The sequence below is a fragment of the Enterobacter cloacae complex sp. S1 genome, assembly GCF_014930525.1.
GTDB lineage: Bacteria > Pseudomonadota > Gammaproteobacteria > Enterobacterales > Enterobacteriaceae > Enterobacter > Enterobacter hormaechei_C.
In genome coordinates this window covers 242,273-253,789 of record NZ_JADBRE010000004.1, presented here as the reverse complement: position 1 = coordinate 253,789, position 11,517 = coordinate 242,273, and the positions used below count along the sequence as shown (strand labels likewise).

10 protein-coding genes are annotated in these 11,517 nt (G+C 55.7%); 4 read left to right on the top strand and 6 right to left on the bottom strand.

The features are described 5' to 3' along the window. The first annotated feature begins 292 nt into the window (after nucleotides 1-292). A complete protein-coding gene (locus IM290_RS03680) occupies nucleotides 293-2,422 on the top strand; it encodes a TonB-dependent siderophore receptor (RefSeq protein ID WP_015571887.1) in 2,130 nt (709 codons plus the stop codon). A gap of 85 nt (nucleotides 2,423-2,507) precedes the next feature. Here the strand turns inward: IM290_RS03680 and parE are convergent, their stop codons facing one another. The 5 genes from parE to nudF are packed head-to-tail and all read right to left on the bottom strand — an operon-like array spanning nucleotide 2,508 to nucleotide 6,916. Beyond that, nucleotides 2,508-4,400 (bottom strand): DNA topoisomerase IV subunit B, encoded by a 1,893-nt coding sequence (gene parE, locus IM290_RS03675; RefSeq protein ID WP_017384044.1) that lies wholly within the window; start codon nucleotides 4,398-4,400, stop codon nucleotides 2,508-2,510. 28 nt (nucleotides 4,401-4,428) lie between these two features. Then, the gene (yqiA, locus tag IM290_RS03670) at nucleotides 4,429-5,010 is read right to left on the bottom strand and encodes an esterase YqiA (protein WP_015571888.1); all 582 of its coding nucleotides are present in this window, start codon (nucleotides 5,008-5,010) and stop codon (nucleotides 4,429-4,431) included. Next, the gene (gene cpdA / locus IM290_RS03665; RefSeq protein ID WP_141414445.1) at nucleotides 5,010-5,837 is read right to left on the bottom strand and encodes a 3',5'-cyclic-AMP phosphodiesterase; all 828 of its coding nucleotides are present in this window, start codon (nucleotides 5,835-5,837) and stop codon (nucleotides 5,010-5,012) included. The genes yqiA and cpdA overlap by 1 nt, the downstream gene beginning before the upstream one ends. A gap of 27 nt (nucleotides 5,838-5,864) precedes the next feature. Continuing rightward, nucleotides 5,865-6,287: a DUF1249 family protein gene (locus IM290_RS03660; protein ID WP_003862516.1), complete on the bottom strand. Its 423-nt coding sequence runs from the start codon at nucleotides 6,285-6,287 to the stop codon at nucleotides 5,865-5,867. Continuing rightward, complete coding sequence (gene nudF, locus IM290_RS03655; protein WP_017384042.1) at nucleotides 6,284-6,916, bottom strand: ADP-ribose diphosphatase; 633 nt, start codon at nucleotides 6,914-6,916, stop codon at nucleotides 6,284-6,286. The genes IM290_RS03660 and nudF overlap by 4 nt, the downstream gene beginning before the upstream one ends. 203 nt (nucleotides 6,917-7,119) lie before the next feature. On the opposite strand from nudF, the gene tolC reads away from it, so the two are divergent. From tolC to IM290_RS03640, 3 genes are all read left to right on the top strand, one after another. Beyond that, nucleotides 7,120-8,598, top strand: a complete 1,479-nt coding sequence (gene tolC, locus IM290_RS03650) for an outer membrane channel protein TolC (RefSeq protein ID WP_017384041.1) — start codon at nucleotides 7,120-7,122, stop codon at nucleotides 8,596-8,598. A gap of 194 nt (nucleotides 8,599-8,792) precedes the next feature. Then, nucleotides 8,793-9,458, top strand: a complete 666-nt coding sequence (locus IM290_RS03645) for a DUF1190 family protein (RefSeq protein WP_003862522.1) — start codon at nucleotides 8,793-8,795, stop codon at nucleotides 9,456-9,458. Nucleotides 9,459-9,460: 2 nt separating this feature from the next. Then, complete coding sequence (locus tag IM290_RS03640) at nucleotides 9,461-10,621, top strand: glutathionylspermidine synthase family protein (protein WP_017384039.1); 1,161 nt, start codon at nucleotides 9,461-9,463, stop codon at nucleotides 10,619-10,621. An 82-nt stretch (nucleotides 10,622-10,703) separates the two neighbouring features. Here the strand turns inward: IM290_RS03640 and ygiD are convergent, their stop codons facing one another. Continuing rightward, nucleotides 10,704-11,492 (bottom strand): 4,5-DOPA dioxygenase extradiol, encoded by a 789-nt coding sequence (gene ygiD, locus IM290_RS03635; RefSeq protein WP_193042141.1) that lies wholly within the window; start codon nucleotides 11,490-11,492, stop codon nucleotides 10,704-10,706. Nucleotides 11,493-11,517: the final 25 nt, after the last annotated feature.

Sequence of the window (11,517 nt, the reverse complement as noted above, 5' to 3'; positions counted from 1 at the left end):
AAGATACACCCTGTAAATCCCAGGGATAATTGAGCGTCACCGCACAAATTGAAATTCATTTTTATTAATTATTTTCAATACTTTAAACAAGAAATCGAAGCGTGTTAGCCAGAGAGAAACCTCTGTAGCGAAATTTTTATTTATTCCATTTACTACTACATGCCCTCATGCTTGAATGATTCTCAATTACAAGTCCGATGCCGTAGAGGCTAACGGACAGAGCGTAAGGGCAATGACTCACACATTCTTCCGCGAGCATTTCATCGCAGGATATTTTGGGAAAACAGATGTAATGGCTAAGTTCACACCTTCATTCGCCGGGGTAAAAGGGCGCGCGCTCTTTTCACTCCTGTTCATGGCGCCTCTGGTGCACGCAGCAGCAAAAGACGGTGAGACGCTTACCGTCACTGCCGATCCTTACGCTTCCACCGACGCCACCAGCGGCTATCAGCCCCTGAACACCTCCACCGCCACGCTGACCAACATGCCGATGCTGGACATCCCGCAGGTGGTCAATACCGTCAGCGATAAAGTACTGGAAGACCAAAACGCGACCACGCTAGACGAGGCGCTGTATAACGTCAGCAACGTGGTGCAGACCAACACCCTGGGCGGCACGCAGGATGCCTTCGTGCGCCGTGGCTTCGGCGCAAACCGCGATGGCTCGATCATGACCAACGGCCTGCGCACCGTGCTGCCGCGCAGCTTCAATGCCGCAACCGAGCGCGTGGAGGTGCTAAAAGGCCCGGCCTCGACCCTTTACGGTATTCTCGACCCCGGCGGCCTGATTAACGTGGTGACCAAACGCCCGGAGAAAACCTTCGGCGGCTCGATTTCTGCCACATCAACCAGCTTTGGCGGCGGTAGCGGACAGTTTGACGTCACCGGTCCAATTGAAGGTACGCGTCTGGCCTATCGCCTGACTGGGGAGTATCAGGACGAGGATTACTGGCGTAATTTCGGCACCGAACGCAGCACCTTTATCGCCCCGTCTTTGACCTGGTTCGGCGATGATGCCACCGTGACCGTGCTCTATTCGCATCGCGACTATAAAACGCCGTTCGATCGCGGAACGATCTTCGATCTCAACACCAAAAAGGCCGTCGACGTCGATCGCAAAACCCGCTTTGATGAGCCATTTAACGTGACCGACGGTCAGTCCGACCTCGCTCAGCTTAACGCGGAGTATCGGCTCAACAGCCAGTGGACCGCGAAGTTCGACTACAGCTACAGCCAGGATAAGTACAGCGATAACCAGGCTCGCGTGATGGCCTACGATTCAAAAACCGGCAACCTGACCCGCCGCGTGGATGCGACCCAGGGTTCGACCCAGCGTATGCACACAACGCGGGCAGATTTGCAGGGGAACGTGGACATCGCGGGCTTTTACAATGAGATCCTGACCGGCGTGTCGTATGAAAATTACGATCTGCTGCGCACGGACATGATCCGTTGTAAGAACGTTAAGGATTTCAATATTTACAACCCGAGCTACGGCAGCCTCGGCAAGTGCACCACCGTCTCGGCAGCCGACAGCGATCAAACCATCAAGCAGGAGAGCTACTCCGCCTACGCGCAGGACGCGCTGTACCTGACCGATAAATGGATCGCCGTTGCCGGACTGCGCTACCAGTATTACACCCAGTACGCGGGCAAAGGCCGTCCGTTTAATGTCAACACCGACAGCCGCGACGACCAGTGGACGCCGAAGCTGGGCCTGGTATACAAGCTCACGCCGGCAGTCTCCCTGTTTGCCAACTATTCCCAGACGTTTATGCCGCAGTCGTCCATTGCGAGCTACATCGGCGACCTGCCGCCGGAAACGTCGAACGCGTATGAAATAGGCGCTAAGTTCGACCTGTTCGACGGCATTACCGCCAACATCGCGCTGTTTGATATCCACAAGCGCAACGTGCTGTACACCGAGAGCGTCGGTGATGAAACCGTCGCCAAAACCGCGGGCCGCGTGCGCTCGCAGGGTGTCGAAGTGGATCTCGCCGGATCGCTGACCGAGAACACCAACATTATCGCCAGCTACGGCTATACCGATGCGAAGGTGCTGGAAGACCCGGACTACGCGGGCAAACCGCTGCCGAACGTACCGCGCCATACCGGCTCCCTGTTCCTGACGTACGATATTCACAATGCGTTTGCCGGGAATACGCTGACAATTGGCGGCGGCGGGCACGGCGTAAGCCGCCGCTCAGCGACTAACGGTGCGGATTATTATCTGCCGGGCTATTTCGTGGCGGATGCATTTGCGGCGTACAAAATGAAGCTGCAATATCCGGTGACGCTACAGGTGAACGTGAAGAATCTGTTCGATAAGACCTACTACACGTCGTCGATTGCGACCAACAACCTGGGCAACCAGATTGGCGACCCGCGTGAAGTGCAGTTTACGGTGAAGATGGAGTTTTGACGTAAAAAAGCCCGGTGGCGCTAACGCTTACCGGGCCTACGATCCTAACCCCCTCCCTGTGGGAGAGGGTTAGGGTGAGGGGACATCAGGCCTCAATATCCGCCATATCGCCTTTCTCCTGGAGCCAGTTACGTCGGTCTTCAGAACGTTTCTTGGCCAGCAGCATATCCATCACGGCGTTGGTTTGCTGTTCGTCTTCATCGCTGATGGTCAGCTGCACCAGACGGCGGGTGTTCGGATCCAGGGTGGTTTCACGCAGCTGCATCGGGTTCATCTCGCCCAGCCCTTTAAAGCGCTGAACGTTCGGTTTGCCCTTCTTGCGTTTGAGCTGCTCCAGCACGCCCGCTTTCTCTTCTTCCGTCAGCGCATAGTAGACTTCTTTGCCAAGGTCGATACGGTACAGCGGCGGCAGCGCCACGTGGACGTGACCGTTTTTCACCAGCGTGCGGAAGTGCTTCACGAACAGCGCACAGAGCAGCGTGGCGATGTGCAGACCATCGGAGTCCGCATCCGCGAGGATACAGATCTTGCCGTAGCGCAGCTGGCTCAGATCGTCGCTGTCTGGATCGATGCCGATCGCCACGGAGATGTCGTGTACTTCCTGCGAGGCCAGCACTTCATCAGACGAGACCTCCCAGGTGTTGAGGATCTTACCCTTGAGCGGCATGATCGCCTGATATTCACGATCGCGCGCCTGCTTGGCCGATCCGCCTGCCGAGTCCCCTTCCACCAGGAACAGCTCGGTGCGGTTGAGATCCTGGGCGGTACAGTCCGCCAGCTTGCCCGGCAGCGCGGGGCCGCTGGTCAGCTTTTTACGCACCACTTTCTTCGCCGCGCGCAGGCGACGCTGGGCGCTGGAGATGGCCATTTCAGCCAGCATTTCTGCGGCCTGAACGTTCTGGTTCAGCCACAGGGTAAACGCATCTTTCACCACGCCGGAGACGAACGCCGCACACTGGCGTGACGACAGGCGCTCTTTAGTCTGACCGGCAAACTGCGGATCCTGCATCTTCACTGAGAGCACGTAGGCGCAGCGGTCCCAGATATCTTCTGCGGAAAGCTTCACGCCGCGCGGCAGAATGTTGCGGTATTCGCAGAACTCGCGCATCGCATCCAGCAGCCCCTGACGCAGGCCGTTGACGTGCGTCCCGCCGAGCAGCGTTGGGATCAGGTTGACGTAGCTTTCCGTCAGCAGCTCACCGCCTTCCGGCAGCCACAGCAGCGCCCAGTCCACCGCTTCGGTGTCACCTTCGAAATTCCCGACGAACGGTTTTTCCGGCAGGGTCGGCAGGCCGTTAACCGCTTCGCACAGGTAGTCGTTCAGACCCTTTTCGTAGCGCCAGCTCTGTTCGGTGTTGTTTACGTGATCTTTAAAGGTGATTTCCACGCCCGGGCACAGCACCGCTTTGGCTTTCAGCAGGTGCGTCAGGCGAGAAACGGAAAAGCGTGGGCTGTCGAAGAAGCTTTCGTCAGGCCAGAAATGGACGCTGGTGCCGGTGTTGCGTTTACCGCACGTCCCGACGACCTGCAAATCCTGCACTTTTTCGCCGTTTTCAAACGCGATGTTATACACCTGGCCATCGCGACGAACGTTCACTTCCACGCGCTTTGACAGGGCGTTAACCACGGAGATCCCCACGCCGTGCAAGCCGCCGGAGAACTGGTAGTTTTTGTTGGAGAACTTACCGCCCGCGTGCAGACGACAGAGGATCAGCTCAACGGCGGGAACACCCTCTTCCGGGTGGATATCTACCGGCATGCCGCGGCCGTCGTCGATAACTTCCAGCGACTGATCGGCGTGCAGGATAACGTCCACGCGTCTGGCATGGCCTGCCAGCGCTTCGTCCACACTGTTATCAATTACTTCCTGGCCCAGGTGGTTTGGGCGCGTCGTATCGGTGTACATCCCCGGGCGGCGGCGAACCGGCTCAAGCCCGGTGAGTACCTCAATGGCATCAGCGTTATAGGTTTGCGTCATGATTTAAGCTAGCAATTCGCATTGATTGTCAGTGGCTGTGCAGTCCAAGAAAATCGACAATCTGGGTGAAATGATCTTCAAAGCCCGTGAAAGCATGGTTACCGCCCTCTTCTACAGTCTGGCGGCAGGATGCGTAATACGCCACTGCCTGGCGGTAATCCAGCACTTCATCTCCCGTCTGTTGCAGCAGCCAGATAAGATCGGGCGCTTCAAGCGGGTCGACCTGCATAACTTTGAGATCGTAAATATGGCGTGACTCTAGCACATATTGTTGGCCGGTGTAGGGGTTCTCGTTTTCGCCAAGAAAGTCCCTTAACAGCTCAAATGGCCGGACCGCCGGGTTGACGACGACAGCGGGTAACATAAAGCACTGCGACAGCCAGGTGGCGTAGTAGCCGCCGAGCGACGACCCGACAACGCCAAACGATTCGCCGCCGTGTTCAAGCACGATCGATTCCAGCATCTCTGCCGCATCCGCAGGATAAGGGGGCAACTGCGGAATAATCATCTCCACGTGGGGATGATTCGCGCTCAGCCACTGGCGAAGCTGCGTCGCTTTCGCCGATCGTGGTGAGCTGTTAAACCCATGCAGATAGAGAAGCGTCGACATCAATAGCCTTCCGAAGCGGTATCCGGGCGGAATTGAGCCCCGACCAGACGGCAAACTTCGGTGGTCAGCGAGCCATCGGCATGCAGCTCCAGCCAGCGCCAGCCCGGTGCGATGGTATCCAGCGTAAAGTTGGCGCAGTGCGGCTTAAACTGCACGCAGGTAGAGGGCGTCGCGAGCAGGCGGCGACCATTCCAGTCGAGATCCTGTTCCTGGTGAATGTGCCCGCACAGCAAATTTTTCACGCGCGGAAATTTCGCCAGTACGCCGTCCAGCGCCGCAGAGTTGCGTAAGCTGTGCTGATCGAGCCAGCTACAGCCCGCCGGCAGCGGGTGATGATGCAGCAACAGCAGCGTATTGCGATTCGGTTCGGCGGCCAGTTTTGTCTCCAGCCAGTCAAGCTGATAGTCGCTCAACTCACCGTGCGGAACGCCAAACACCTGACTGTCGAGGAGCAGAATTTGCCACTGGTCCCCCGCAAAGACACATTTTGCCGGTGAAATCCCCGCATCCTGAAGCGAACTGTACATAGCGGGTTGAAAATCGTGATTGCCCGGTAGCCAGACGCAAGGCACGCTAAAGCTCGCAATCCCTTCAGCAAAATGCTGATAGGCTGCGGAGGATTGATCCTGCGCCAGATCGCCCGTCGCGACGATCAGATCGCATGGCCGCTTTTCAGCATGGATCGCGTCAAGAACCGCCTGATAACTCTCCCAGGTGTTCACGCCCAGAAGCGTCTCATGCTTTTCGGCAAAAAGGTGGGTGTCGGTGATTTGTAATATCCTGACTGGCGCCCCACCAGCAACAGTCAGGTTCAACAGGCTTTCCAAATGGTGTCCTTAGGTAGGTTTATGACGCTAACAAACCGGAATCGCCATTGCTCCATGTGCTAAACAATATCTTAGCCAGTCGGCTAAAAACTGGTTAATTTGATGCTTTTCGTCGCGTTGATGCAACTTTTTATTCGGGTAATCATACCGCGCTTTAAAGCGAAAGATCTGCTGGCTTGAACACACTTCAGCGACCATCGCGTCATGATAAAGACGTACCGTCATCGACGGCAGGCTCCAGTAGCTGATGCTCGGCGCCGTTTGCTCAATCTCCACCAGCGTAGTGTAGCGCGTTGATTCTGTTATCGTTAACCGATACTGCGCGTTGCTCACCTGATAGCTCACCGTTTCGCCGGGCGCATCGTTTCGCGGCAGCAGGCGGCGCAGCTGGGCGAAATTGGTTTCGCACAGGCGCATCATTTCTGGGAAGTCAGGTGTATAACGCTTCATTTTTTCCACTCGTGTCGTAATGTCTGATAATGCAGCTGTAGCCATTGCAGGGCGATGACAGACGCTGCGTTGTCGATTTTCCCCTCTTCTACCCACTGGTAAGCCTGCTCCCGACTCACCACATGAACCCGAATATCTTCGTTTTCATCTGCCAGACCGTGGATCCCTTCCGCTGTCTTGGCGTCCACTTCGCCCACCATAATAGATGAACGTTCCGTTGTCCCACCCGGGCTTGCCAGGTAGCTCAACACCGGTTTCGTCCGGCCGATCGCCAGGCCCGCCTCTTCCAGCGCCTCACGGCGAGCGACGTCTTCGACCGACTCACCTTCTTCGATCATCCCGGCCACCATCTCCAGCAACCACGGCGTATCGCTGGTATCATAAGCCGCAATACGCACCTGTTCGACCAGCACCACTTCATCACGCACTGGGTCATAGGGTAGCAACACAGCCGCATGCCCGCGCTCAAAAATTTCGCGTTTGATTTCACCGCTCATCTCACCGTTAAACAGACGATGCCTGAAACGGTAAAGTTCCATTGAAAAAAAACCGCTATAAAGCGTTTCTCGTGCAATAATTTCTACATCGTTTTTGGCGAAGGTGACAGGCACGTTTTCTGGTTTTTGCATCGGTCGAGTCCTGGTAGCAATGGTGATGAAATTGTGAATTTCAAGGCTGTTTGGCTGCCGTTTGTATGGCTATATGGTAGATTGGAGCAAATTACCGCCAGATGGCACGTTACGCCAACCTTTTGGTGTGGATGATTCTGTTAGAATCGGCAATTATTTTTAATTAGATCAGCGCTAATACTGCTTCACAACAAGGAATGCAAATGAAGAAATTGCTCCCCATCCTTATCGGCCTGAGCCTGACGGGCTTCAGTGCAATGAGCCAGGCAGAAAACCTGTTACAGGTCTACCAGCAGGCACGTCTGGGCAACCCTGATTTACGTAAATCAGCGGCCGATCGTGATGCTGCGTTTGAAAAGATTAACGAAGCACGTAGTCCACTGCTGCCGCAGTTAGGCTTAGGTGCAGATTATACCTACACTAACGGTTTTCGCGATAACAATGGCATCGATTCGAATGCCACCAGCGCCTCTTTACAGCTTACACAAACCCTGTTCGACATGTCCAAATGGCGGGAACTGAGCTTGCAGGAAAAGAGCGCCGGCATTCAGGATGTTACCTATCAGACCGATCAGCAGACGCTGATCCTGAATACCGCGACCGCCTATTTCCAGGTTCTGAGCGCGATTGACGCCCTCTCCTACACCGAAGCGCAGAAACAGGCGGTTTACCGTCAGTTAGATCAAACCACCCAGCGTTTTAACGTGGGCCTGGTCGCCATTACTGACGTGCAGAACGCCCGTTCACAGTACGATACCGTACTGGCTAACGAAGTGACCGCACGTAACAACCTCGACAACGCCCTGGAAGCACTGCGTCAGGTCACCGGTAACTACTATCCTGAGCTGGCCTCTCTGAACGTGGACAGTTTCAAAACGGACAAACCGCAGGCGGTTAACGCCCTGCTGAAAGAAGCGGAAAACCGCAACCTGACCTTGTTGCAGGCACGCCTGAGCCAGGATCTGGCGCGCGAGCAGATCCGTCTTGCACAGGATGGTCACCTGCCAACTCTGAGCCTGAGCGCCTCTACCGGCGTATCGGACACCAGCTACAGCGGGTCTAAAACGACCTCTCAGGCCTATGACGACAGCAACGTTGGCCAGAACAAAGTGGGTCTCAGCTTCTCTCTGCCGCTGTACCAGGGCGGGATGGTTAACTCTCAGGTGAAACAGGCGCAGTACAACTTTGTGGGCGCCAGCGAGCAGCTGGAAAGCGCACACCGCAACGTGGTGCAGACCGTGCGTTCTTCCTACAACAACGTAAATGCCTCTATCAGCAGCATCAACGCCTATAAACAGGCCGTCGTCTCTGCCCAGAGCTCACTGGATGCGAACGAAGCGGGTTACTCCGTAGGTACGCGTACCATCGTGGACGTGTTAGACGCAACGACCACGCTGTATAACGCGAAACAGCAGCTCTCCAGCGCACGTTATCAGTATCTGATTAACCAGCTGAACATCAAGCAGGCGCTGGGTACGCTGAACGAGCAGGATCTGCAAATGCTGAACAGCACGCTAGGCAAACCGGTCCCTACGTCGCCTGACAGCGTCGCGCCGGAAAATCCACAGCAGGATGCCGCCGTTGATAATTTCACCCCTAACAGCAGCGCCCCGCTTGCGCAGCCAGCGGCAGCGCGTAGCACCGCACCTGCCAGCAGCGGTACGAATCCGTTCCGTCATTAAGCCTTGCCCGATGGCGCTGAGCTTATCGGGCCTACTTAATCGTAGGCCGGGTAAGCACAGCGCCACCCGGCGCAAAATCACACCTGAACGTAAGCCAACGTAAAGATCCCCCGCATTTCGCCCCTCTTCGCTTCATTTTCAACCACTCATCCTCTATCCTGAGCGTTATTACCACTGGGTCCTGGAAGACAAATATGAAACGGACAAAAACGATGAATCACGCGTCGTTCCGCAAAAGCTGGAACGCACGCCACCTGACACCTGTCGCGCTGGCGGTCACCGCCGTCTTTATGCTGGCAGGCTGTGAGCAAAACGACGAAACGGTTTCGCTGTATCAAAACGCCGACGACTGCGCGAGCGCAACCGGTAAAGCCGCTGAGTGTACGACGGCCTATAACAACGCCCTCAAAGAAGCGGAACGTACCGCGCCGAAATATGCCTCTCGCGAAGACTGTGTAGCCGAATTCGGTGAAGGCCAGTGCCAGCAGGCACCTGCTCAGGCGGGTATGGCACCGGAAAACCAGGCGCAGGCACAGTCCAGCGGCAGCTTCTGGATGCCGCTGATGGCGGGTTATATGATGGGCCGTTTGATGAGCGGCGGTGCGGGCTACCAGCAGCAGCCGCTGTTTAGCTCCAAAAACCCGAACAGCCCGGCCTACGGTAAATACACCGATGCCACCGGCAAGGGTTACGGTGCTGCAACGCCAGGCCGTACGATGACCGTACCGAAAACCGCAATGGCGCCGAAACCAGCCACCACCAGCACCATTACCCGTGGCGGCTTTGGTGAGTCTGTTGCCAAACAAACCACCATGCAGCGTAGTGCGACCGGCTCCTCAACTCGCTCAATGGGCGGCTGATCATGGAACGAGTCAGTATTGTTGAGCGCCCGGACTGGCGCGAAAAAGCCACCGAATACGGTTTCAACTTTCACACCATGTATGGCGAGCCGTACTGGTGTGAAGATGCTTACTATAAGCTCACGCTCGCTCAGGTCGAAAAGCTTGAAGAGGTAACCGCAGAGCTGCACCAGATGTGCCTGAAGGTAGTAGAAAAAGTCATCGACAGCGATGAGCTGATGACCAAATTCCGCATTCCGAAGCACACCTGGAGTTTTGTTCGTCAGTCCTGGAAAACGAACCAGCCTTCGCTCTACTCTCGCCTCGATCTGGCATGGGATGGCGTGGGTGAACCGAAGCTTTTAGAAAACAACGCGGATACGCCAACCTCCCTGTACGAAGCCGCGTTCTTCCAGTGGATCTGGCTGGAAGATCAGGCGAATGCCGGAAACTTGCCCGAAGGCAGCGACCAGTTCAACAGCCTTCAGGAAAAGCTGATTGAGCGTTTCGTCGAACTGCGTGAACAGCACGGTTTCAACCTGTTGCACCTCGCCTGCTGCCGCGATACCGAAGAAGATCGCGGTACGGTTCAGTATTTGCAGGACTGCGCAGCCGAAGCGGAAGTGGCGACGGAATTCCTCTATATCGAAGATATCGGTTTAGGTGAAAAAGGTCAGTTTACGGACATGCAGGATCAGGTCATCAGCAACCTGTTCAAGCTCTATCCGTGGGAATACATGCTGCGGGAAATGTTCTCTACCAAACTGGAAGACGCCGGCGTGCGCTGGCTGGAACCGGCCTGGAAGAGCATTATCTCCAATAAAGCCCTGCTGCCGATGCTGTGGGAGATGTTCCCGAATCACCCGAACCTGCTGCCTGCTTACTTTGCTGAAGATGATTTCCCACCGATGGAGAAATACGTCGTTAAGCCAATCTTCTCCCGTGAAGGGGCAAACGTCTCGATTATCGAAAACGGTAAAACGCTGGAAGCGGTTGAAGGGCCGTACGGTGAAGAAGGGATGATCGTCCAGGCGTTTTATCAACTGCCGAAGTTTGGCGACAGCTATACGTTGATCGGCAGCTGGCTTATTAACGATCAGCCTGCCGGGATTGGCATTCGCGAAGATCGCGCGCTGATTACGCAGGATCTGTCGCGTTTCTACCCGCATATTTTCGTCGAGTAAGACTTGCCCGGTGGCGCTACGCTTACCGGGCCTACGCTCAATATGTAGGTCGGGTAAGGCGAAGCCGCCACCCGACATGTTTTTACCCCACCTGCACCGACAGCATACTCAAGCTCCCCATCTCAATACCGTCGACCGGGATTGTAATAACCTCCTGACCATCCCACGCGCCTAATACATACAGCAATGGCAAGAAGTGTTCCGGCGTCGGGTTAGAGAGCGAACCGCCGTCATGATCCAGATAGTTCACCAAAGGATGTCGTTCGGCCGGCCCTTGCCAGGTCAGGTTGTCTTTTACATAGTCATTAAAGGCTGTTGCCCAGGGGTACGGCGTATTTTCACCGTGCCAGCGTACCGTACGCAGATTGTGTACCACGTTGCCACTGGCAATCAGCATGATGTCCTCATCACGAAGCGAAGCCAGCTTACGCCCCATCTCCATGTGCCATGCAGCCGGTTTGGTGCTGTCGATACTCAGTTGCACCATCGGAATATCGGCATCCGGATACATTTTGATCAACACCCCCCATGAGCCGTGGTCAAAGCCCCAGGCTTCTTTGTCCAGCGCAACCGGAACAGGGGCAAGCAGATCAACGAGCCGCTGCGCCAGCTCGGGGGAGCCCGGAGCAGGATAATGCGTGTCATACAGCGCCTGCGGAAAGCCGCCAAAATCATGAATCGTTTTTGGCGCTTCCATAGCCGTCACACCGGTACCCCGGGTAAACCAGTGCGCAGAGACCACCACAATTGCCTTCGGACGCGGTAACGTCTCACCCAGTTGACGCCAGGCACGGGTATAGACGTTATCTTCCAGGACGTTCATTGGGCTGCCATGGCCTAAAAACAGTGCTGGCATACGAGAAGAAGACATGGTGATATCCTTAGAGAAGGTGTCA

Bases quoted from the DNA above. Each gene is read 5' to 3' on its own strand.
- IM290_RS03680 (WP_015571887.1), top strand. From the start codon at position 293: ATGGCTAAGTTCACACCTTCATTCGCCGGGGTAAAAGGGCGCGCGCTC.
- parE (WP_017384044.1), bottom strand. From the start codon at position 4,400: ATGACGCAAACCTATAACGCTGATGCCATTGAGGTACTCACCGGGCTT.
- yqiA (WP_015571888.1), bottom strand. From the start codon at position 5,010: ATGTCGACGCTTCTCTATCTGCATGGGTTTAACAGCTCACCACGATCG.
- IM290_RS03660 (WP_003862516.1), bottom strand. From the start codon at position 6,287: ATGAAGCGTTATACACCTGACTTCCCAGAAATGATGCGCCTGTGCGAA.
- nudF (WP_017384042.1), bottom strand. From the start codon at position 6,916: ATGCAAAAACCAGAAAACGTGCCTGTCACCTTCGCCAAAAACGATGTA.
- tolC (WP_017384041.1), top strand. From the start codon at position 7,120: ATGAAGAAATTGCTCCCCATCCTTATCGGCCTGAGCCTGACGGGCTTC.
- IM290_RS03645 (WP_003862522.1), top strand. From the start codon at position 8,793: ATGAAACGGACAAAAACGATGAATCACGCGTCGTTCCGCAAAAGCTGG.
- IM290_RS03640 (WP_017384039.1), top strand. From the start codon at position 9,461: ATGGAACGAGTCAGTATTGTTGAGCGCCCGGACTGGCGCGAAAAAGCC.
- ygiD (WP_193042141.1), bottom strand. From the start codon at position 11,492: ATGTCTTCTTCTCGTATGCCAGCACTGTTTTTAGGCCATGGCAGCCCA.